The sequence below is a fragment of the Cohnella silvisoli genome (assembly GCF_021190915.1).
GTDB lineage: Bacteria > Bacillota > Bacilli > Paenibacillales > Paenibacillaceae > Cohnella > Cohnella silvisoli.
The window spans coordinates 204,400-225,273 of sequence record NZ_JAIOAP010000006.1 but is presented as its reverse complement, the minus strand read 5'-3'; the positions used below and the strand labels follow the sequence as shown (position 1 = coordinate 225,273).

At 49.7% G+C, this 20,874-nt stretch carries 23 protein-coding genes; 13 read left to right on the top strand and 10 right to left on the bottom strand.

Going from position 1 to position 20,874, the window contains the following annotated elements:
• The first annotated feature begins 197 nt into the window (after window positions 1-197).
• Both K7P76_RS13815 and K7P76_RS13810 read left to right on the top strand, forming a co-directional pair.
• Complete coding sequence (locus tag K7P76_RS13815; RefSeq protein WP_232185881.1) at window positions 198-1,670, top strand: DHA2 family efflux MFS transporter permease subunit; 1,473 nt, start codon at window positions 198-200, stop codon at window positions 1,668-1,670.
• Window positions 1,671-1,740: 70 nt separating this feature from the next.
• Window positions 1,741-2,682, top strand: coding sequence for a DMT family transporter (locus tag K7P76_RS13810; RefSeq protein WP_232185880.1), 942 nt, complete (start codon window positions 1,741-1,743; stop codon window positions 2,680-2,682).
• Here K7P76_RS13810 and yyaC read toward each other — a convergent pair.
• Window positions 2,624-3,232, bottom strand: a complete 609-nt coding sequence (gene yyaC / locus K7P76_RS13805; protein WP_232185879.1) for a spore protease YyaC — start codon at window positions 3,230-3,232, stop codon at window positions 2,624-2,626. The genes K7P76_RS13810 and yyaC overlap by 59 nt on opposite strands.
• 224 nt (window positions 3,233-3,456) lie before the next feature.
• Between yyaC and K7P76_RS13800 the strand changes: the two genes are divergently transcribed.
• Genes K7P76_RS13800 through K7P76_RS13780 form a run of 5 tightly spaced genes read left to right on the top strand, consistent with a single transcriptional unit; the run spans window position 3,457 to window position 6,274 of the window.
• Window positions 3,457-3,951 (top strand): cation:proton antiporter regulatory subunit, encoded by a 495-nt coding sequence (locus K7P76_RS13800; protein WP_232185878.1) that lies wholly within the window; start codon window positions 3,457-3,459, stop codon window positions 3,949-3,951.
• A 4-nt stretch (window positions 3,952-3,955) separates the two neighbouring features.
• Window positions 3,956-5,137: a cation:proton antiporter gene (locus K7P76_RS13795; protein ID WP_232185971.1), complete on the top strand. Its 1,182-nt coding sequence runs from the start codon at window positions 3,956-3,958 to the stop codon at window positions 5,135-5,137.
• Between the two features lie 25 nt (window positions 5,138-5,162).
• Window positions 5,163-5,726, top strand: a complete 564-nt coding sequence (locus K7P76_RS13790; RefSeq protein WP_232185877.1) for an NADPH-dependent FMN reductase — start codon at window positions 5,163-5,165, stop codon at window positions 5,724-5,726.
• A gap of 54 nt (window positions 5,727-5,780) precedes the next feature.
• Window positions 5,781-6,002, top strand: coding sequence for a (4Fe-4S)-binding protein (locus K7P76_RS13785; protein WP_232185876.1), 222 nt, complete (start codon window positions 5,781-5,783; stop codon window positions 6,000-6,002).
• Window positions 5,999-6,274, top strand: a complete 276-nt coding sequence (locus tag K7P76_RS13780) for a GNAT family N-acetyltransferase (RefSeq protein ID WP_232185875.1) — start codon at window positions 5,999-6,001, stop codon at window positions 6,272-6,274. The genes K7P76_RS13785 and K7P76_RS13780 overlap by 4 nt, the downstream gene beginning before the upstream one ends.
• A 73-nt stretch (window positions 6,275-6,347) precedes the next feature.
• Here the strand turns inward: K7P76_RS13780 and K7P76_RS13775 are convergent, their stop codons facing one another.
• The 5 genes from K7P76_RS13775 to K7P76_RS13755 are packed head-to-tail and all read right to left on the bottom strand — an operon-like array spanning window position 6,348 to window position 10,657.
• Window positions 6,348-7,133, bottom strand: coding sequence for a 3-hydroxybutyrate dehydrogenase (locus K7P76_RS13775; protein WP_232185970.1), 786 nt, complete (start codon window positions 7,131-7,133; stop codon window positions 6,348-6,350).
• A gap of 5 nt (window positions 7,134-7,138) precedes the next feature.
• Window positions 7,139-7,804: a CoA transferase subunit B gene (locus tag K7P76_RS13770; protein ID WP_373692390.1), complete on the bottom strand. Its 666-nt coding sequence runs from the start codon at window positions 7,802-7,804 to the stop codon at window positions 7,139-7,141.
• Between the two features lie 27 nt (window positions 7,805-7,831).
• Entirely contained in the window at window positions 7,832-8,518 is a 687-nt protein-coding gene (locus K7P76_RS13765; protein WP_232185874.1) for a CoA transferase subunit A, read from the bottom strand.
• Between the two features lie 43 nt (window positions 8,519-8,561).
• Window positions 8,562-9,767: an acetyl-CoA C-acetyltransferase gene (locus K7P76_RS13760; protein ID WP_232185873.1), complete on the bottom strand. Its 1,206-nt coding sequence runs from the start codon at window positions 9,765-9,767 to the stop codon at window positions 8,562-8,564.
• Between the two features lie 14 nt (window positions 9,768-9,781).
• Entirely contained in the window at window positions 9,782-10,657 is an 876-nt protein-coding gene (locus K7P76_RS13755; RefSeq protein WP_232185872.1) for a 3-hydroxyacyl-CoA dehydrogenase family protein, read from the bottom strand.
• Between the two features lie 120 nt (window positions 10,658-10,777).
• Here K7P76_RS13755 and K7P76_RS13750 point away from each other — a divergent pair, with 120 nt between their 5' ends.
• The 5 genes from K7P76_RS13750 (at window position 10,778) to K7P76_RS13730 (ending at window position 15,959) form a co-directional block, all read left to right on the top strand.
• The gene (locus K7P76_RS13750; RefSeq protein WP_232185871.1) at window positions 10,778-11,662 is read left to right on the top strand and encodes a LysR family transcriptional regulator; all 885 of its coding nucleotides are present in this window, start codon (window positions 10,778-10,780) and stop codon (window positions 11,660-11,662) included.
• 110 nt (window positions 11,663-11,772) lie between these two features.
• On the top strand, window positions 11,773-12,879 hold the full coding sequence (locus K7P76_RS13745; RefSeq protein ID WP_232185870.1) for a GerAB/ArcD/ProY family transporter: 1,107 nt from the start codon (window positions 11,773-11,775) through the stop codon (window positions 12,877-12,879).
• A complete protein-coding gene (locus tag K7P76_RS13740) occupies window positions 12,876-14,471 on the top strand; it encodes a spore germination protein (protein ID WP_232185869.1) in 1,596 nt (531 codons plus the stop codon). The genes K7P76_RS13745 and K7P76_RS13740 overlap by 4 nt, the downstream gene beginning before the upstream one ends.
• Window positions 14,472-14,496: 25 nt before the next feature.
• The gene (locus K7P76_RS13735; protein ID WP_232185868.1) at window positions 14,497-15,735 is read left to right on the top strand and encodes a Ger(x)C family spore germination protein; all 1,239 of its coding nucleotides are present in this window, start codon (window positions 14,497-14,499) and stop codon (window positions 15,733-15,735) included.
• The gene (locus K7P76_RS13730; protein WP_232185867.1) at window positions 15,735-15,959 is read left to right on the top strand and encodes a hypothetical protein; all 225 of its coding nucleotides are present in this window, start codon (window positions 15,735-15,737) and stop codon (window positions 15,957-15,959) included. Before K7P76_RS13735 ends, K7P76_RS13730 begins: the two co-directional genes overlap by 1 nt.
• A gap of 88 nt (window positions 15,960-16,047) precedes the next feature.
• On the opposite strand, the gene K7P76_RS33450 is transcribed toward K7P76_RS13730, so the two are convergent.
• Both K7P76_RS33450 and K7P76_RS13725 read right to left on the bottom strand, forming a co-directional pair.
• A complete protein-coding gene (locus K7P76_RS33450; RefSeq protein ID WP_309244764.1) occupies window positions 16,048-16,395 on the bottom strand; it encodes an MFS transporter in 348 nt (115 codons plus the stop codon).
• 18 nt (window positions 16,396-16,413) lie between these two features.
• The gene (locus K7P76_RS13725) at window positions 16,414-17,544 is read right to left on the bottom strand and encodes a DHA2 family efflux MFS transporter permease subunit (RefSeq protein ID WP_309244763.1); all 1,131 of its coding nucleotides are present in this window, start codon (window positions 17,542-17,544) and stop codon (window positions 16,414-16,416) included.
• A gap of 182 nt (window positions 17,545-17,726) precedes the next feature.
• On the opposite strand from K7P76_RS13725, the gene K7P76_RS13720 reads away from it, so the two are divergent.
• Entirely contained in the window at window positions 17,727-18,605 is an 879-nt protein-coding gene (locus tag K7P76_RS13720) for a TetR/AcrR family transcriptional regulator (protein WP_232185866.1), read from the top strand.
• Between the two features lie 405 nt (window positions 18,606-19,010).
• Here the strand turns inward: K7P76_RS13720 and K7P76_RS13715 are convergent, their stop codons facing one another.
• Both K7P76_RS13715 and K7P76_RS13710 read right to left on the bottom strand, forming a co-directional pair.
• Window positions 19,011-19,841 (bottom strand): sugar phosphate isomerase/epimerase family protein, encoded by an 831-nt coding sequence (locus tag K7P76_RS13715; protein WP_232185865.1) that lies wholly within the window; start codon window positions 19,839-19,841, stop codon window positions 19,011-19,013.
• Complete coding sequence (locus tag K7P76_RS13710; RefSeq protein ID WP_232185864.1) at window positions 19,825-20,823, bottom strand: Gfo/Idh/MocA family protein; 999 nt, start codon at window positions 20,821-20,823, stop codon at window positions 19,825-19,827. Before K7P76_RS13710 ends, K7P76_RS13715 begins: the two co-directional genes overlap by 17 nt.
• Window positions 20,824-20,874: the final 51 nt, after the last annotated feature.

Here is a 20,874-nt window from a genome sequence, read left to right as displayed (position 1 = left end):
CCTTGCCTTATTGGCGGGAAGAGGGTGTTCTTTTTTTTAGAAAGGAGTGGCGGGATCGCTGAAACTATAAGGATTTTTTTCCAGTTAAGTGCCGCTATGGTGAGGTGCATTGCTAAACCTTTTCCGTTTTGTTACAATCTCACTGAATGAACGTTCAAACAAACATGTCCGATTGATCTGAAGGAGGCTAAGCCCCGATGTCCATGCGGCAAAACGAACAATTTACCCCGTTCCAATCCACTCGACAGCTTGTGGGACCTTTAATCGCGATTATTGTCGGGATATTCATGGTTATCCTTGATACGACAGCCGTGAATGTCGCGCTGCCCGTTCTTGTCGACGATTTCCACCGATCGCTCTCGGTCGTCCAATGGACGATTACCGGTTATGCGCTCGCTCAAGCGGCGGTTATTCCGCTCGCCGGCTGGATGTCCGACCGTTATGGCGCCAAGCGAATCTTTATCGTGTCGTTGACTTTGTTCACGCTCGGATCTGTGCTGTGCGCTTTGGCAACGACGGCCGAGCAGCTCATCCTCTACCGAGTGCTGCAAGGTTTGGGAGGCGGGATGGTTATGCCGATCGCCTTCGCTATGACGTATAGACTGAGTCCGCCGGAGAAGGCGGGCAGCATCATGGGAATGATGGGTATCCCGATTTTGCTGGCGCCGGCACTCGGTCCGATGATCGCCGGATATTTGGTGGATTACGTCAATTGGCAGTGGATATTTTTGATTAACGTGCCGATCGGCATCATTGGCTTCATCCTTTGTTTCTTTTTGCTTCCGAAGATCCCGAAGCAAGCGTCCGTCTCGCTGGATTTCTGGGGCATCATGCTCGGTCCGCTGGCGTTTGCCGGTTTGTCGTATGGCCTTAGCGAGGGAGGAATCAGCTGGACATCCGCCCAGACGCTAATCGGTTTATTCGGGGGCGCCCTATTGCTCTTGTTATTCGTAATCGTCGAGTTGTCCCGCAAAAGCCAGCCGTTGCTGGAGCTTAGGGTGTTTCGCTCTTCCTTGTTCACGCGGGGAATTATCGTTCAATGGGTGCTTCAGTTCGTGATGTTCGGACTTATTTTCATGATTCCATACTTCATGCAGCGGCTTATGGGGATGAGCGCATTCCATGCGGGCATATGGGTTCTGCCTCAAGCGCTCGCAGCCGGTGTGTTCATGCCGATCGGAGGACGATTGTACGATCGAATCGGCGCTAGGCCGCTTGTCATCGTCGGGCTGTCCATCGTAAGCGTAGGCGCTTTCCTCGTCTCGCAAATCGATTACAGCGACAGCGCATGGTCGTTCTTATTCCCGCGTATTATGCTCGGCATGGGAATGGGGCTGTCGTTTCTACCTCTGAATACTTACTTAATTCAATCCGCGCCTCGAGATTTGGTTAGCCGGGTCACCTCGCTAACGAGTGCCGCCCAGCAGGTCATCACCTCCTTTGCCATTGCGGGTCTTACGACGATCCTCGCTAATCGCACCAGCCATCACGTCGCCGAAGGCTTGAAGCCTATGCCTGACGGGATGAATCGGGCTTTCCAGGATACGTATCTCATTCTGGTAGGGATTGCGGTGGCCGGCCTCATTCTGGGAGCGACCCTCAAGAAGCTGAAAGCGGAAAGCGCCGGAACGCGACAAGTAGCCGCGGACGAAGGGGCCATGATGGGATAAGCCGCTCGTAAACGGAAACAGATTAAACTCATCGGACAACTCAGCATCTGAGAACTATGGGAGATTCGCAATGAAACCGACAACCGAGAAAATATTCACGCATCCGCTAGGCATTATGGCAGCTGCGACGGGGGCGACTTTCTTATGGGGAAGCGCATTTCCATTCGTAAAGCTTAGCTATACGGAGCTTGGCATTGGCAAGAATGAATTGTTCAAGCAAATCTTGTTTGCGGGGTACCGATTTGTTCTTGCATCGCTTCTGATTATGTTAATCATAAAATTGATAGGCAAAAGCATAGGCTACCAGCGCGGGTCACTGCTCAAGGTAGGCCGGATCGGTCTTTTTCAGACGCTGCTGCAATACGTGTTTTTCTACTATGGACTAAGCGGTTCAACAGGCGTTCAAGGCTCGATTATCGCGGGAACGACATCCTTTTTCCAAATCCTGTTAGCGCATTTCATGTATACGAGCGACAAGATTACGGTTCGGAAAGTCGCGGGACTTCTAGTAGGTTTCGCCGGAGTCATACTCGTAGGCATCACGAAGGGCTCCGTTTCCTTTAATTTCGGAATAGCGGAAATTTGTTTGCTGCTGGCGATGTTCTTCGGAGCCCTCGGTAACGTGTTATCGAAAAAAGAATCCGAGCACCTCGATATTCTGTATATGACCTCCTATCAGATGTTGCTTGGGGGACTCGTCTTGGTGGCGGTCGGAGCGACTGGGGCAGGAATCATGCCATTCGAGTTTACTTGGAAAGCGGCGTGGATGTTCCTCTATCTTGCCGTATTGTCCGCTCTAGGATTCGTGCTGTGGAACACGGTGATGAAGTACAACAAAGTCGGAAGCATCTCGATGTACTTGTTCCTCATCCCGGTTTTCGGCGTATTTTTGTCGGCCGCTTTGCTTAGAGAGGAGCTGCATCTGATCGTATGGGCCGCGCTGGCGTTAGTCGTCAGCGGGATCGTGATCGTGAATCGGGCGAAGGCTCCGCAAACCCTTGATCTCCGCTAGACGAAATCGAAATCGCGACGAATAGGCTGCGGGCGATCAGATTCGCCATGCTCATGACAAGGTGAAGCCGCGTGTTCTGCAACACCTGGTATTGCAGGATGCCGCCGATGTTAACCACGCCGGAAATATGGATGTCGCCTATGGGGGTTAGCTTCTTGTTCACTCCGGCACCGGGACGAATCGGTCCTTCGCCGACTTGGATGGAACCGATACTGGAAGAACTGCCGAGACAAGCATCGACACCGATGACGAAGGGATCATGGAAGGTGCGGTAGAGTTGTTCAAGCGTATCGTCTAGATTCATGGCATGGACGGGATTCTCCAGCGTACCGTAAAAGTCGAACTTGGATGAACGGTATTTGCCGAGAGCCGAGCCTAAGAGAGGACCCAAGGAATCTCCCGTGCAACGGTCGGTTCCCAAGCATACGACGACGATCCGCCTATCGGAAGGAAGTTCTCTCACATAACCGGCTAGTCGGTTGGTAAGCCGTGCGGAGGCGGCAGGGTCCTTATAGTCGACTTTAAAAGGCAGGCTGTTTATAAGCGTCATTCGTGCACCTCGCAGGGACATATTTTCTTGATACATATCCTAATAAGGTAATGATACAATATGTATCAAGAAAAGACTGTCGCTATTTAGCGAGAGCAATGGGCATAGGGACAGTATTTTTCGACAAGCATAAAAGAGGCAATCTTGTGATCCAAGACGCCTCTTTTTGCTTTCGTCCTATGGTAAAATGTCTAAAATGAGAGTAACCTATGGAGGTTGAAAACATGAAGATCAGAACGAGCGATTTGCCCGGCGTCGGGAAAAGAATTTCGATGACAACCGCGAATCAAAATCAGATTGTCCTGATTGTGCACCATACCGGGTTGAGAGAGCTTTATTTTATGGACGATGAAGATGAGGAGGAATGCAAGGTAGGTTTCTCATTGTCTGCGGATGAAACGAGGGAACTCGGGGCCCAACTTCTGGGAGCTACTTATCAACCGATGGATTTGGATCAAATGAAGATGTTCAAAAACAAAATCATGATCGAGTGGGTGGAAGTAAAGGCCGAATCCCGATTAGCCGGCAAAACCATCCGTGAGTCCAAAATCCGCACGAAAACAGGTGCATCCATTATTGGGATCGTTCGCGGGCCGGATGTCATCGCCGTTCCCGAAGTCGACCTCGTATTAAATGTCGGAGATACGTTGATGCTGCTCGGAAGAAGCGATCAGATCGAGAAGTTATCGTTTGTGTGCAAAGGGGAGGAGGGTTACTAGAGTGATGGAAAATCTTCCCTTGCTGTTAGGGGCAGGTATATTGCTTCTCTCCTTGTACCTCGCGGCCGTGTTCGGAGCGTGGTTTCGGGTTCCAGGCATCATCCTCTACATCTTGCTCGGGACGTTGACCGGCTCATGGCTCCATGACTCGCACTTGCTTCACACAGCGGGAGAAATAGGGATCGTTCTGTTGTTTTTTTTGCTGGGCCTTGAGTTTTCCTACGATCGTTTTAAGACCATTGCTCGCAAAGTATGGCCGGCCGGCACGCTTGATCTTGTTCTTAATTTAATCGTCACCGCTGGAATTTGTATGGCCTTCGGTTTGGACGGGGTTTCTTCCTTAGTGATCGGCGGGGTTGTGTTTGCGACCAGTTCGACGGTTACGGCAAAGCTGATGCAAAGCACGAAGCGGATGGCGAATGCCGAGTCCGAATTTATGCTGGGCTTGCTGATTTTCGAGGATTTGGCCGCTCCCCTATTTGTTGCGCTCTTGATTGGTCTAGTCGAGGGACAGGCATTAACGCCGGCTTCTTTGCTGTTGGTAATGGGTAAAGTAGCGATATTGGCCGCTGGAGCGATAGGAATCGGAAAGTTTGTTTTCTCCAAGCTCCATGACTTTTTCGAACGAATATTTTCAGAGGATTATTACATTGTGCTTACTGTCGGTTTGGCCTTGACTTACGGGGGGCTGGCGGTGTACTTAGGTCTCTCCGAGGTGTTGGGAGCGCTTCTGGCCGGAATGATGTTATCCGAAGCCAGGAAGACAGAGGATATTGAAAATAAAGTGCTTCCCGTACGCGATTTGCTTCTGCCCTTGTTTTTCGTTTATTTCGGTACAACGGTTATTTTGGGTGATCATGTTCCTTATGTGGGTTTGCTCATCGTTCTTGTCTTATGGTCGACTGCCGCCAAAGTGATCACCGGATATTTCGGGGGGAAGTGGTACGGTTTGTCCAAAAAGGCTTCGATGCGAGCAGGGCTTTCCATTACTACTCGGGGAGAGTTTTCCGTTGTAATTGCCAGTCTTGCGGCAGGTTCCGCCAAATTGCTTGCCAGTTTGTTCATTTTATTATCGGTTGTGCTCGGCATCGTATTATTTCAGACGGCTCCTTGGTTAACCAATAGGTTTCTAGGGAAAGGAAAAGGGAAAGCTTCCAGATCTAAGGCTCCCGATGGACCGATATAATTTTTACAATTAGGAGGAATGAGGATTGACCAAGACAATCGGACTGATATGCGGCAGTTTAAGGAAAGACTCCTACAACCGGATCGTCGCTCAAGCTTTCACGGAGATGGATAGTTCCTTGCAGTTTCGCTGGATCGAAATACGGGAGCTTCCTTTGTTTAACGACGATCTGGATACCGATGACGGCGGTCCCGAGCCGGTACGGGTTTATAGATCGGCCATCCGGCAGGTTGACGGCGTACTGATCGTAAGTCCCGAGTATAATTCGGGAATTCCGGGCGTACTAAAGAATGCGTTGGATTGGGCCTCGACACCCCCGAAGACGGCGGCGCTGCTCAGAAAACCCGTCGGTGTCGTAGGGGCGACGCCGGGCGGGAAAGGAACCGCTTTTTCTCAACAGCAAATAAGGCAAACATTAGACGCCATTCAAGCGCACGTGCTGCCGTTTCAGAAGGTTCTCATCTCACAAGTGCGCGAGAAAATCGATGCGGACCGGGGAGTTCTGACGGATGAGAAAACCCGGACCTATTTGCAACGATATTTACAGCATTTCGTCCATTGGATCGATCATATACCGGTTTTGGATTGATTTTATGGAAATGGCAGTCGATGAACCGATAAAGATGAGGGAGTGAGTGATGAAATGAAGCGATATATTGGGAGCAACATCGATGTACTATTTGACTCAGAGAAGTGCATTCATTCAGGAACGTGCGTTAGAGGATTACCGAATGTGTTTAACGTAAAAAAGAAGCCATGGGTAAATGCCGATGGGGAACGGGCAGAAAAAATCGCAGCGCTAATCGAAACATGTCCAAGCGGTGCGCTGCAATATATTCTAAAGACATCGGAGGAGTCGAAATGATCGAAATCAAAGAGGACGCGAATGGTTTCTTTGTAGGAGAACCGCAACAAAGAGATGCGGAAATTCATTATGTTCGGAACGGAAGCGACAAGATTATCTTAGATCACACTTTTGTTTCCGATCGTCTGCGCGGCGAAGGGGTAGGACAAGCTTTGGTGAAGAGAGTTGTGGATCTAGCTCGCGAGAAAGGGCTCAAGATTATCCCGACGTGCCCCTTCGCCAATAGCCAATTTAGACGTCATCCGGAATGGCATGACGTATTGAATAGCTAATTAATGAAGAAGGGCAAGGTCTTAAGATATAGCCCGGTCAGGGCGTGTTAAAAGGGAGCGGGGGAGCTCCCTTTTATTGCGCGGTATAGCCTCCGTCCAGAACGACGGCCTGGCCCGTGACCCCTTTGGCTTGCTCGCTTGCCAGGAACAGGGCGTAATCTGCGACTTCGTTCGTGCCAAGCAAGCGGCGTTGGGGGACAAGCGGGAAGATCACTTCTTCCAATACTTTCTCCAATGCCACTTGGCGTGTATGGGCCAGATCTTGCAGCTGCCCCCGAACTAAAGGGGTATCCACATAACCCGGACAAAGCGCATTAACGGTAATGCCGAAGGGGGCTGCTTCCAATGCAGCGACCTTAGTTAAGCCGATGACGCCGTGTTTAGCGCTATTATAAGCCGCTTTGCCCGCAAAGCCGACGAGTCCGTTAATGGAGGCGAGATTAAGGATTCGGCCATAGCCTTGTTGCTTCATATAAGGAAGCGCGTGCTTGATGGAGATGAATGGGGCCGTGAGCATGACCTTGAGCATCAGCTCAAATTTCTCTGTAGGGAAGTCCTCTATCGGAGCAACGTGCTGAATCCCTGCGTTATTGATCAGGACGTCTAAACGCCCGAATCGTTCAACGGTCCGGGAAATGAGTCCAGAGATATCCTCTTCCAAAGTAACGTCAGCTCGGATGGCAACCGCGTTATAGCCTGAGTGGACGAGCTGTTGAACGACTGCCTCCAATATCGGACCATTGCGATCCGATAAAACAACAGAAGCGCCGTGCTGAGCAAAGCTTTCGGCGATATTGAATCCAATACCTTGGGCTGAACCCGTCACGATGACGACGCGACCCGCGAACGATTTGTCCATGGCCATTAGTATGCACCCATCCGAACTTGCTCCGATACGATTAGCGGCGGCTCCGTCGCCGTCCGGATATCCTCGACCGAATAACCTTCCGCAACCTCTACGAGAAGCAGACCTTCAGCCGTAACGTCGATGACGGCCCGATCGGTAATGATTCGGTTTACGACTTTTTTGCCTGTCAGAGGCAAGCTGCATTCGTTTAATATTTTCGATTGGCCGGCTTTGTTGACATGGTCCATGATGACCACGATCTTCTTCGCCCCATGTACCAAATCCATCGCGCCGCCCATACCTTTGACCATCTTGCCGGGAATCGTCCAATTGGCCAAGTCTCCGGCTTCGGATACTTCCATGCCGCCGAGGATAGCCAGATCAATATGTCCGCCGCGTATCATGGCGAAAGAATCCGCGCTGCTGAAATACGAGGCGCCTGTAATAGCCGTTACGGTTTCCTTGCCGGCATTAATCAAGTCCGGATCGACCTGATCGGGCGCCGGATAAGGTCCAATGCCAAGCAGGCCGTTCTCCGATTGCAGCACGACCTGCTTAGCCGGCGAAATATAATTGGCTACGAGGGTTGGAATGCCAATGCCTAGATTAACATAATAGCCGTCCTGTAATTCCTTCTCCGCGCGCCGCGCGATACGTTCCCGAATCGACATTTGACCGCTCATTGTATGCATCTCCTCTCCTTGGAATGATTATTGCGTCGTTAGCCGCTCGATTCGTTTCTCCTGCGCACCTACGATCAATTGTTGTACATAGATACCAGGAGTGTCTATGGATTCGGGATTCAAATCGCCGATTTCCACTAGCTCCTCGATCTCGGCAATCGTCACTTTACCTGCGCTGGCCATCATCGGGTTGAAATTACGAGCGGTTTTGTTATACACCAGATTGCCCATCCGATCGCCCTTGGCTGCGCGAATCAAGCTGAAGTCTGCGGTCAGGGCGTGTTCAAGAATGTATTCTTTGTTGTTAAAAATGCGGGTTTCGCGTCCGTCGGCAAGAGGAGTTCCGACTCCCGCAGGCGTATAGAACGCTGGTATTCCGGCTCCACCGGCTCTGATCCGCTCGGCAAGCGTCCCTTGCGGCACCAAATGCGCCTCGATTTCCTTGCTGAGTACCTGACGCTCAAACTCTTTATTTTCACCGACATAGGATGCGATAATTTTCGTGATTTGTTTGTTCCTGAGAAGCAGGCCAAGTCCCCAATCGTCGACCCCGCAGTTGTTGGAGATGATGGTCAGATTGCCTACTCCGCTGTCGGCCAATGCCTTGATCAGTTGCTCCGGAATGCCGACGAGGCCGAAACCGCCGACCATTATCGTCGCGCCATCCGGGATACCTTTTACCGCTTCGGAAAATGAATTCAGTATTTCCTTCATACGAAAGGACTCCTTTCTAGTGGAATATTGTACGGATAGAAAACTAAACGCCTTCTACTATAGTTGCGATGCCTTGGCCGCCGCCGATGCATAAGGAAGCAAGCCCCAAACGAGAGTTTCTGCGCTGCATTTCATACAACAGCGTGACAAGCACGCGGGCACCGCTGGCGCCAATCGGATGGCCGAGCGCAATGGCCCCGCCGTTCACGTTAAATATCCCGGGGTCGTAATCGAAATGCTGGCCATAAGCAAGCGCTTGAGCAGCGAAGGCTTCGTTCACTTCCAGCAACTGTATCTCTTTCATGGTCAGACCGGCTTTCGCTAGTGCCCGTTCAGTTGCGGGTATCGGACCGATCCCCATCATCGAGGGTTCAACGCCTGCCGAAGCATGGGAACGAATGATGGCTAGCGGTTTAATACCCAGCGCGATTGCTCGCCGTTCAGACATGATGACGAGAGCGGCTGCACCGTCATTAATGCCGGAAGCGTTGCCGGCGGTCACCATGCCGTCTTGCTTAAATGCGGGGCGAAGCTTTGCGAGTGCCTCCAATGTCGTATCGCGACGCGGATACTCATCCTTGCTGATGGAGAGCGCCTCGCCCTTCTTCTGCGGGATGCTCACGGAGACGATCTCGTCGTTGAACCGTCCGGCATCTACGGCTGCCTTCGTTTTTTGCTGACTCTCCCAAGCAAATTGGTCGAGTTGTTGACGCGTAAAGCCGTAACGTTCGCCAATGTTCTCGGCAGTAATTCCCATGTGGTAGTCGTTCATTGCGCACCATAGCCCGTCTTGGATCATCGTGTCCACGACAGATTGATTCCCCATCCGATAACCGGAACGGGCACCCGGCAGTAGATAAGGGGCAAGCGACATATTTTCCATGCCGCCGGCTACGATAATTTCGCTATCCCCGCAAACGATGGCGTTGTATGCCATGCTGACGGCTTTCATTCCCGAGCCGCATACATGGTTAATTGTCATGGCGGGGGCGTTAACGGAAAGCCCTGCGTTTAATGCAGCTTGTCGAGCCGGGTTCTGGCCAAGTCCAGCTTGCAGAACGTTGCCCATGATGACCTCGTCTACTTGATCGGTGTCGATGCCCGCGCGTCGGACCGCTTCGGCGATGGAGATAGAACCAAGACGAATGGCGGACAAGTCCTTAAATATCCCGTTAAAACTGCCAATGGGTGTCCGCACCGCACTGGCTATGACCACGTTGTTCGTCGTTGCTCCGTTGCGATTCGTCAATTCAATCATCACTCCTAATCGATTTTCTTTTTTAACGCAACCAATTGCTGTAGCAAGTCTCCCATTTGCTCTGCGGTGCCTCTTGGATCCTCGTACTCGTAAAATCCTTTGCCGCTTTTGACGCCGAGCTCGCCTTTGTCCGTTCTTTGCACGATGGCCTGAGGCGCTTGGGAACGATTATCCAACTCCGGAAAGAGATGGCCCGTTACCTTGCCCCAGATGTCCAATCCGCCAAGATCGGCGATTTCGAAAGGACCTTTGAATGCCCAGCGCAGGCCAAGCCCTTCTCTTACGACCGTATCGATCTGACCGGCATCGGCTACGCCGCTTTCCAGCAAATAACAAGCTTCCCGCATGAGTGCGGCTTGCAGGCGGTTTAGGATAAATCCGGGAATGTCCTTGTTCAAAACAACCGGCGCTTTACCGCAATGTTGCAATAGGGAAACGGTCTCGTTCAAAATGCGAGGAGGAGTGGACGGCAATCCGACGATTTCGACCACCGGGACGACATCCGCCGGATTGACGAAATGTGCGATAATCATGCGGTCCGCGATAGTTAGTCCTGTGACAAGCTCTTGCAGAGAGAAGGTAGAAGTGTTGGAGGCGACGATCGCCGTCGGTTTAATAAGTACTTCTAGTTTTCTAAATACGTCATGCTTGAGATTCAATTGTTCGGGGACGGCTTCTACAATCAGATCCGCTGTTGCAACCGCTTTCTCAAAATCGCTGTAGACGACAATGGAAAGCGCTTTGGCCGCTTGAAGCGAGCTCTCGGAAAGAGATTGGATATTCGGATCATACAAAGACACGTCAAAGCCATGACTCGCAAACAATTTGGCGATTCCTAACCCCATTGTTCCCGCTCCCAGAACGGTAATGTCTTTAATCAAGATTAGCCCCCCTAGTCGAATATTTAATCTCATTGTACATGCGACTTTTTTATGAGTAAAATACATATATAGAATATTATTTATTCCAAATATCTATATATAAAGGTGTGGAAAAACACGATGGATATGCGGCAATTAAGCTACTTTCTAGAGGTCGCGCAGCACGCAAGTTTCTCTAAGGCAAGCCAAGCTATTCATCTCTCGCAGCCAACGCTAAGCAAAATGGTAAAAAACCTGGAAGATGAGCTGGGTGTTGTGCTGCTAGACCGTTCCACGCGCAGAGTGGTGTTGACGGAAGCAGGCAAAGTAGTTCAAGCGCATGCGCAAACGGTCATCAATGCTTCGCAGCATCTGCTGGCCGCGGTAGCGGATTTAACGGAGATGAAGAAGGGGCAATTTACTTTGGGGCTGCCTCCGGTAATCGGAGCAAGCTTCTTCCCGAAGGTTATAGCGGATTTCCATCAGTTGTATCCAGACATCACGATTCGTATCGTGGAGGAGGGGGGCAAACGGATCGAGCAGCTTCTCCTTGAGGGGAAAATTAATCTCGGGGTTGTCGTGCTGCCGGTTGATGAACGAAAATTCGAGGTTGTTCCGATTGTGGAGCGGCATCTGAATCTCGTTTTGCCGCTTACGCATTCGCTGTCACAAAGACAGAAAGTTCGGCTCACGGACTTGAAGGACGAGCCGTTCATCCTTTTCCGCCAGGAATTCAATCTGCACGACCGCGTGAAGGAAGCCTGCATTCGCGAAGGGTTTGAGCCCCGTGTAGCGTACGAAAGCACGCAATGGGATTTCATCTACGAATTGATCTGCGCCAATCAAGGGATATCCTTGCTTCCGGAAACGATATGCGCGAGGCTCGATCCGGGCAAGGTTCGCGTCATTACGCATGTCGAGCCCGGCATTCATTGGGATTTAGCGATTATCCGGAAAAAGGGCGGCTACATTTCCCATGCGGCCAAAGGCTGGATCGAGTTCGCTCGCCAGGTGTTTCTTGCATGAGCCAATGGCATAAGAAGATAAACGCTTCCCGACAATCTCCGGAACCTTTTGTTTAAATAAAACCCCAATAGGAAAGGATTCTATAGATAAGATTATTTTGGAGGACCGCCATGCTGGATAACGGAAAGATTAATTCTCGCCAGGCTGGTTTTTTGATGTTTTCTTTCCTAATGGGAAGTGCGATTCTGATGATCCCATCTACTGTAACTTCCTTAGCAAAACAGGACGGCTGGCTATCGGTCCTTATAGCCACAGTATTCGGATTGGGAATCGTCCTTATCTATACCACGTTGGGACTCCGGTTTCCGAAGCAAAGCATCATACAATACAGCGAAATGATTTTAGGGAAATGGATCGGGAAAATCGTAGGACTTCTATACATATGGTTTCCTTTTCATCTCGGGACTCTTGTTATTCGAAACTCTAGCGATTATGTAGCGTCGACCGCGTTGCCGGATACGCCGATGATCGTGATAAGCGGATTATTTTTGGCGGTAATCGCCTATGGGATTCGGGGAGGAATTGAAACGCTTGGACGAGTCAACGAAATAATACTTCCTTTTCGCGAGCCTATCGTGCTGTTGATTGTCGTTCTTCTGCTTAAGGACATGAAATTGGGAAAACTTGCGCCGTTACTGGGTGATGGAGTGTTGCCCGTTCTGAAAGGTTCTTTCCCCGTTACTTCATTTCCGCTAGGCGAAACGGTTTTGTTCACCATGCTTTTGCCTAACATCAGCAATATCCGGAAATTAAAAAAAGCCTACATGTTTGCCATTGTATTAGGGGGAATCTTTCTAACTTTAAGCGTAATATCAACTCTACTTGTGTTAGGTCCTTCCATCACTTCGCGATTGAACTTCCCGGTTCAATCTATTATTAAAGTCATCGATATCGCCGACTTTGTGACAAATGTGGATTCATTTGGAATGCTGCTGTGGATATCGTCTAATTTTGTTAAGATTGCCGTCTGCTATTATTGTACTGCGGTTGGGATTGCCCAATGGTTTAGGCTTTCCGATTATCGGCAAATGGTGACCCCCGTCGGGATTCTGATGCTGATCTTCTCGATGACCGTGTATGAGAATAATATCGAACAATCTACGTTCGCAGCCACGATCTGGCCCTTCTATGCCATGCCCTTCGAGGTGTTGATCCCACTGTTCATGCTGCTGGTTTCCATCATAAGGAAGTTGGACGGAAGGGGTAGGGGGAAATGAAGCTGGGTTGGGTTATACGTCTGTTAACTGCCAGCCGTCGTTACAAGAAGTCATCAATCCAAAAGCGTGACCCGCGGAAGAGCGAGCCTCTTAGCGGGGCTTTTGCATTGGACATAGAGCATTTGAAGTCGATTTTCGATCGATCTTCCGATATCGTGTACCGTGAATTTAACATCGGCCGTATGCAGAAAGGGGTACTCATCTTTCTGGAGGGGCTTGTCAACTTGAAAATGATTGATGAAGACATTCTGAAACCGTTATTGGAATATGGAAAAAGCATGCCTCAACCATCAAACCTTCGATTAAAGGATATGGAGAAGCTGCTGCAGGATCAAATTATTTCTGTAGCGCAGGTCAACCGGGGAGAGAGTTTTCAAGAAATCGTCGACTATGTCCTTTCCGGCGATACGGCTCTATTGATTGAAGGAGCGAGTAAAGCTTTTTTCTTCAGCACCAAGGAATGGGAAAAGCGGTCGGTGGAGGAACCGGCAACGGAAGCCGTTATTCGCGGTCCAAGAGAAGGTTTTACCGAAAATCTTCGGACCAATACGAGTTTGATTCGCAGAAGGCTGAAAACCCCGCAATTGAAAATGGAAGGATTGACGGTGGGACGGTTGTCGAAAACCGAAATCGTCATTACTTACTTGGACGGCATCGTAGATGAGGCAATCGTGACGGAAGTTCGGGAAAGGATCGGTCGAATCGATATCGATGCGATTCTGGAAAGCGGATATATTGAAGAATGGATCGAGGATAATCCCTATTCCGTATTTCCCCAAGTCCAGAATACGGAGCGTCCCGATAAAGTGGTCGGGCATTTATTGGAAGGCAAAGTCGGTATTATCATTGATAATACTCCTTTTGCGCTTATTGTACCGGTTACCTTTTTCGATATGATGCAAGCCAGCGAAGATTACTATCAACGTTATTTCGTGTCTACCGCAATCCGCTGGCTCCGTTACATGTTCGTGGTGACCGCGCTGCTGCTGCCATCCCTTTATATTGCCTTATTAACGTTTCATCAAGAAATGCTTCCGACTAACCTGCTGCTCAGCGTAGCCGCTTCCAGGGAAACGGTTCCGTTTCCGGCTATTGTCGAAGCGATGCTAATGGAAGTTTCTTTCGAAGGGTTGCGGGAAGCGGGCGTTCGTCTACCGCGACCGGTCGGACAGGCGGTAAGCATTGTCGGGGCGCTCGTAATCGGCCAGGCCGCGGTCCAAGCAGGACTTGTTTCCGCGCCGATGGTCATCGTCGTGTCGATAACGGGCATTGCCTCTTTTACTATGCCGAGTTTCTCCCAGTCCATAGCCATCCGCCTGCTTCGTTTCCCCATGATGGTTGCTGCGGGTACATTGGGAATATATGGAGTACTGATGGGAACATTAATCATTCTGATCCATATGACGCGGCTTCGCTCGTTCGGTGTCCCCTACATGTCACCCGCGGCTCCATTGCAATTCAGTGATCTGAAAGATGTTCTAATACGGATGCCTTGGTGGGGTATGGTCGAGCGTCCGGAACAAACGGGAAAGAAAAATCCTCAGCGCATGAAAAACCGGTTCCGTCCCGATCCGCCAAGCCGCGGCGAGTAGGTTGTCGATGAGAAGGATGATATTGATGAGAAAGAAAGGAATTGTGCTGCTGATCATCGTCATGACGCAAATCTTAACGGGTTGCTGGAGTCGGGTAGAGGTGAATGATCTCTCGATCGTGACGGCGACGGCTCTAGATAAGATTGAAGGCGGCAAAATCCGATTGACGCTGCAAATCGCCGTTCCGAGGATGCTTGGACAGGTCGGAAGCGGAGGCGGAGGCGGGGGCGGCCGGGGCAGCGGAGGCGAAAAAAAATCAACCGTCACCGTTTCCGAGAACGGTGAAACCGTATTGGACGCTTTCCGCAGACTTCAGGAGAAATTGCCTCGCAAATTATTTTTTTCTCATAGCCGAATTATTATCATAGGAGAACAATTGGCACGGGATGGAGTTTCTCCTGTTCTTGACTTTTTCTCGAGATATCGGGAAGCCCGGCTTCATAGCTATATTTTGTTTACGAAGGGGGAGGCGTCAGACATTCTGAACATCCCGCCGAAATGGGAAAAAATCTCGTCCGAGGAAATCAGGGAAGAAGAGAAGTCGCATATCGGTGTGTCGATTTATTTAGTCGACTTTCTGGATATGCTGCTTACCGACGGCGTGGAACCGATTGCCGCTTTAGTGGAACCGAAATCCACGGAGGTCAAGAAAAAGAGCGATTCCGAAAGCGGACAATCGCCACCCGAGTCGGAGAAGAGCGTTGTCATTGCAGGGGCAGCCGTGTTTCGTAAAGATAAATTGATCGGTTGGATGAATGGCAAGGAAGCAAGAGGTGCGCTATGGCTTCGCAATGAGTTGAAACAAGCGGTTATCACGGTAACTATTCCGGAAGAAATGGGCAACGGAAAGGTAAGCGCCAAGTTATTAAAGGGAGAGTCGAAATTTAAACCGATATTGAAAAATAACAAGCTGATAATGAAAGTGGAAATTCGTGCACAAGATGATTTGTACGAGAATAGTTCTAAACTGGATCTTAACAAACCCGATGCCATTAAATATGTCCAAAAGAAGCTGGAAGAGGATATTGAAAAAAGAATTCAAATCGTACTCGACAAGACGCAAAAACAATTCAAATCGGACGTATTCGGGTTTGGTACGGCAGTATATCGAACATACCCCAAAGCGTGGAAGAAAAAGTTCAAGGACCGTTGGGACCAGGAATTTCCTGAGTTAGAAGTGAAAATTGCCGCTCATGTGAGGGTGGTTCGCACAGGTCTTACGAACAAATCAATCACGTTGGAGGACAAGGAGTTTATCAAATAATGAAGATTATGATGATTACGATCGGTTTTATCTTGCTGGCTGGCTGGGATGTTCCAAGTTTGTTGAAAAAGAACCGGAAAAAAGATCTGGTTGTGTACTCTCTGTTCATGATTACGGCGCTGATTTTGGGCATCTTGGTTGCGCTTCATGTCCGCTTGCCCAATCCATCCAAGGGATTGGAAGCGATTTTCAAACCGTTGAGTTCATTGTTGAAAGCGGGTTAACGAAAATAAACTTGGCCTGTGACCTGAAGTTCCATTAGAGAACATGCAGATCACAGGCTAAGTGCGTTTTAAACCCTAGCAGCGGTCGTTAATGACCCATCATCATGGCAGGATCTGCTTTTTCCGATCCTATATCCGATTTATCCTCTGGCTGCGGCTTCGGTTTGCGAAGGATAAAGCTAAGCAAGATCCCGATAATAGCTAGGCCGGTCGACAAGAGGAACGTATCGGAGTAGGCGGATACGGCCGCTTGCAGCGGATTGCCTTCCGGACCTATTTTCGCGATATGATCGGCCGTTCTTGAAGTGAGGTAACCCGTCAGCCCGGCTACCGCGAACGATGTTACGACTTGCTGCGCAGCGGTCGTCAGCGGAGTGACGCGGCTAACGAGTCTGCGGGGAGCCGCGTTAAGCACGTGAGTATTAAGCGACATCATGGAAAGTCCCATACCCGATCAGATCATAAACAATGGCAGAAGAATCATTCCTAGCGGAGTATCCAAATCGGTCTGAGACAGGAGGAGCAAGGCACATGCAACAACAGTCAGGCCGACCAAAGCAAGCGGTCTGGCGCCGATTTTGTCGAACAGCCGTCCGCCGATCGGCATAAAGATCATTGAGCCTAAAGCTTGGGGAATCATAATGAGTCCCGTATCAAGGGGTGAATATCCTTTAATCTGCTGCAAAAAGACAGGCATCAGGATCATCGCGCCGAACAAAGCGATTTGTACGATCCAAGTCAGTAAAATACCGCGCGTAAAATCGGAGGAACGGAACACGCGCAGCTCGAGCAACGGTTGCTTATGCCGAAGCTCTACAATAATAAATAGGAGCAGCGCCACGCCTCCAACGATTAGGCCGGTTAATGTGTTGTCTGTCGTCCAACTGGTGCGGCCGCCTTCGCTTACGCCGTAAGCAAGGCTGGAGAACGCGATAGGGGCGAGAATCATGCCCAGTATATCGAGCGCGGGCGCTTTGTTTTGTTCGAAAATCGGCAAATACTTGAGTCCGATTAACACCCCGACGATACCGATCGGCACGTTAATCAGGAAAATCCAATGCCATGTAACGGATTCGATTAGCCAGCCGGACAAGACGGGACCAAGAGCCGGAGCCATCAGCATCGGAATTCCCAGCATTCCCATAACGGCGCCTCTCTTTTCGGCAGGAGCAAGACGGAAAATCATGGCCATGCCTATTGGCATTACCATTCCCCCGCCAATCCCTTGAATGATACGGTATATGATGAGCTGCTCGATCGTTTGTGCTGCCGCGCAAAGAGCGGATCCGATCGTGAATAAAGTTATCGTAATTAGAAATATCCGTTTGGAGCCGAATTTGTCCGTCATCCACCCGGCAAGCGGAATAACGGCAGACAACGCCAAAGTATAACCGGTAAATGTCCATTGTACCGTATTTAAGGAAGCGTGAAAGTTCTCTTGAAATCCGGATAAAGCGACATTCACGACGGTGCTGTCGAGTATAACCATGATCATGCCGACAATGACGGCCATTAGCGGCGCTATGATGGCTTTCATCGAAAAGGGCTGTTCGGAAGCCCCCTTTGTTGCTGTTTGGGCAGACATTTAGTTAAAACCTTCTCTCCATGATTTTTTTCCTCGAATGCTTTACAATGTAAATTGTGAGGCATCGGGTGGTTTCTATATGCATGACCCATGGTTTTTGTTGAAAACCAATCGGTCATTAGCTATAATCATTTTACTTGTTGTCGGTTAAATGTCAATCCTTTTTGAGAAGGGGAAATCAATTGAGTCTGCTAAGACAAAGGATTATGGATTCCGCCATGCGATTTTTCTCGGAGAAAGGTTACTCATCGACCTCTATCCAAGACATCGCAAATGATTGCGGCATCGCTAAAGGCTCGTTGTATAAGTTTTTCGCATCCAAAGAGGATTTGCTGATTGAAGTCTACGATGCCCGAATACAGGACATGTACGATCAAGCAGAGATCATCAAGGCGGATCCAAATCTTTCTTCTAAAGAAAAATTGATCCGCGAAACTTTGCATCAGTTTATATTTTTTACGGATTTTAAGTTTAGCATGCAGGAATTTCAAGGACTTCCTCTGCACGATGAAGGGAAGTTTGCTCCTTTTCTTCAACGGTTAAGAGCCAATATGCTTCATTATTACACGGACTGTTTGCTCCGGGCTTATGGACAGGAAATGGAGCCGTATATTTGGGATTTGGTTGCCGTATATGTTGGCATCTTGAAGCAATATTCGATCTTCCCTATGTTCTTAAACAGTTCTCTTAATCTTGAACATGCTTCGCTATTTATTGTCGATCGTATGGACGAGATGGCAGCGGGCATTCTCGGTTCGAAACCTCAACCGGTTCTGCTGCCTTCGGTCATGAACGAATTCGTGAAGTTCGGGAAGCAGGGACAATCGGTAACGACGGATAAGCAGATAGCCAATTTGTTGGAAGTCCTCTTAACCACCATACATGAGCTCGCCGTGCCTAACGCCCGTAGGAAAGAACTGCTTGAAGCTGCTCTTCTGCTTCAGGAGGAAACGGTCAAAGAGGAGCCAAGAAGGGTGCTTATTCGCGCGCTTCTGGACTTCTTGCGCAACCAGCATGAATTAATAAGCATCGCCGGACAGTTGTCCAGGCTGTTGGATTAATAGGTGATTTGGGTGTGCAGGCGGGGAGATAGGCGGAAAAACCGTCTAATTCATGCGTGGAGGGGTGCACTGGCGGGGAGATAGGCGGAAAAACCGCCTAATTCAAGCGAGACAAGGTGTGCAGGCGGGGAGATAGGCGGAAAAACCGTCTAATTCATGCGAGGCAAGGTGCGCAGGCGAGGAGTTAGGCGGAAAAACCGCCTAATTCATGCGAGGCAGGTGTGCAGGCGGGGAGATAAGCGGAAAAACCGTCTAATTCCTGGGAGGCAGGGGGGCGCTGGCGAGGATGATGACCTTAGTAAGCTTTTTGGGATCAAGTCGGGTCGGGCAAATACAGTTTTGAAGTTCAAATGAAAGACCCTAATCCTATTTAAGGATAAGGGTCTTTGATTTTTGCGGCCGGAACTATTGTGCTTTGCCGCCTAAAATAATATCAAGATGGCGGGATGTATCATAGACCAGTTGGAGCGGATCCGCAGCGTAAATACCGAGCTCGGCCGTCAGCGTATCCATATAGTGGATATGTTGTAACGCTTGGCGAACAGCGCTCCAATTCACGTCTCCGGCAAGTAAGGACACAAAGCCGTGACCATTGCCAACGCTAGTCAGAAAATCTTTGACATGGATTTTGAAAATGCGCGGTCCCAATATTCGAATCCATTGTTCAGGATATCCATACAGCAGGACGTTGCCCACATCGAAGTAGACGCCGACATTCGGAGAGCCGATCTCATCCACGTATCTAGCCATTTCCAAAGGTGACAACAAGAACTTGTTCCACACATTCTCGACGCCGATACGGGTTTTTCGTTTCTCAGCTTCTGACGAGAGCACCCGCAGCTCCTGTTGGCTACGTTCATAACACTGATCATACGAAGTCTCGGGATTCACCGTCCCCGGTACGACCAATACGGTATCAATGCCAAGAAGCTCGGCTAACTCCAACTGCTTGGTAACAACTTGGCGGCCCTGTGCGCGAACCGATGCATCCGGCGAGGACAGAGAATGCTGCCACAGCAGCCCGGTTGATAGGCTGCGCAGCTGCAATCCGTAACGACGCGCCAGCTGACCAACTTTTTCGGCCTCGGCCGCTGTTGTATCCATCGTTAAACCTAGCCCGCCGGATGCATACAAATTAAGCTCTACCGCAGCGTAACCGGCCTCGCTGCTTACGGCCATCACTTGCTCTAGCGGAGTATCCGCTTTGAAGCACCATTGATTAATTGCTTTTAACAAAGGGAACGCCCCTTCCGGGTATAATCGGCTTTCCTGAGGCTGCTGAATCGTTAGCGGCCAAGGTTACAGCTAAAGTGTCGGCAGCATCGGAGTAATCACATAAGATGAGGCCGGGTTGGTTGGTTCTGATGGCTTCCACGAATGCCTTGTCCTGCTCATAATAAAAATCGACTTCCGAGGTTTCCGTCACATCTTGATGATCATCCTTGATGCGAAGCGTCCCGCCATCGATTGAAAGGTAGAAGTCATGCCCATAAAATTCTACTCCGCTGCGTCCGACATATTTCGCCAGACAACTGCTCGTAATGTTTCCGATAGCTCCCGACTCCAGGACGAACGAAACGGTTCCGACATCATAAGCAGTGGCATCGGGATCGATGTTATGAATATATCTTTTTTCATGGATGGCGCTAACTTCCTTAAATTCTCCTGCCAAATAGCGGATCAAATCAAGCTGATGCGTGGATTGTTCGACCAACTGACCGCCCGATTGTTCCATGATCGTCCACCATCTCATGCCGGGCATATCTCCCAAACGATACGCAAGAACCAAATCAACTTGTTTCTCGGCCAGATAGGCTTTCGCTTTTGCAACGATATCTAAATAACGCAAACAGTATCCAGAAGAGTGAATAATGCCTGATTCGCGAATGACGCGCTCTTTAATCCGAACCTCGTCAATATGTAACCCAAGTGGTTTCTCCGCCAACAAATGAATCCCTTGACGAGCCGCCGCCTCTTCGATCCCTGAACGGGCAAAAGGGGGCGTACAAATAAACAAAGCATCAATCTCCCCCGAGTTAATCAGTTGATCGATGCTTTCAAACGACTTCTTCGCGCCATAGGTTTCTGCGACTTCTTGGGACCTCTTTTGATTAATATCGTAAATTGCGGTGACCTGAGCGTGCTCTATTCTCCGTAACGTTTGGATATGATGCTCTGCCATGCCGCCAACGCCAATAAAACCAATTCTAACTGCCATCCTTGAACTCATCTCCCGAATCGCGATTTTATTAGTTTCTATTCCAACTAC

Coding starts and splice junctions, on each gene's coding strand:
- K7P76_RS13815 (WP_232185881.1), top strand. CDS start 198: ATGTCCATGCGGCAAAACGAACAATTTACCCCGTTCCAATCCACTCGA.
- K7P76_RS13810 (WP_232185880.1), top strand. CDS start 1,741: ATGAAACCGACAACCGAGAAAATATTCACGCATCCGCTAGGCATTATG.
- yyaC (WP_232185879.1), bottom strand. CDS start 3,232: ATGACGCTTATAAACAGCCTGCCTTTTAAAGTCGACTATAAGGACCCT.
- K7P76_RS13800 (WP_232185878.1), top strand. CDS start 3,457: ATGAAGATCAGAACGAGCGATTTGCCCGGCGTCGGGAAAAGAATTTCG.
- K7P76_RS13795 (WP_232185971.1), top strand. CDS start 3,956: ATGGAAAATCTTCCCTTGCTGTTAGGGGCAGGTATATTGCTTCTCTCC.
- K7P76_RS13785 (WP_232185876.1), top strand. CDS start 5,781: ATGAAGCGATATATTGGGAGCAACATCGATGTACTATTTGACTCAGAG.
- K7P76_RS13780 (WP_232185875.1), top strand. CDS start 5,999: ATGATCGAAATCAAAGAGGACGCGAATGGTTTCTTTGTAGGAGAACCG.
- K7P76_RS13775 (WP_232185970.1), bottom strand. CDS start 7,133: ATGGACAAATCGTTCGCGGGTCGCGTCGTCATCGTGACGGGTTCAGCC.
- K7P76_RS13770 (WP_373692390.1), bottom strand. CDS start 7,804: ATGAGCGGTCAAATGTCGATTCGGGAACGTATCGCGCGGCGCGCGGAG.
- K7P76_RS13765 (WP_232185874.1), bottom strand. CDS start 8,518: ATGAAGGAAATACTGAATTCATTTTCCGAAGCGGTAAAAGGTATCCCG.
- K7P76_RS13750 (WP_232185871.1), top strand. CDS start 10,778: ATGGATATGCGGCAATTAAGCTACTTTCTAGAGGTCGCGCAGCACGCA.
- K7P76_RS13745 (WP_232185870.1), top strand. CDS start 11,773: ATGCTGGATAACGGAAAGATTAATTCTCGCCAGGCTGGTTTTTTGATG.
- K7P76_RS13740 (WP_232185869.1), top strand. CDS start 12,876: ATGAAGCTGGGTTGGGTTATACGTCTGTTAACTGCCAGCCGTCGTTAC.
- K7P76_RS13735 (WP_232185868.1), top strand. CDS start 14,497: ATGAGAAAGAAAGGAATTGTGCTGCTGATCATCGTCATGACGCAAATC.
- K7P76_RS13730 (WP_232185867.1), top strand. CDS start 15,735: ATGAAGATTATGATGATTACGATCGGTTTTATCTTGCTGGCTGGCTGG.
- K7P76_RS33450 (WP_309244764.1), bottom strand. CDS start 16,395: ATGATGTCGCTTAATACTCACGTGCTTAACGCGGCTCCCCGCAGACTC.
- K7P76_RS13725 (WP_309244763.1), bottom strand. CDS start 17,544: ATGTCTGCCCAAACAGCAACAAAGGGGGCTTCCGAACAGCCCTTTTCG.
- K7P76_RS13710 (WP_232185864.1), bottom strand. CDS start 20,823: ATGGCAGTTAGAATTGGTTTTATTGGCGTTGGCGGCATGGCAGAGCAT.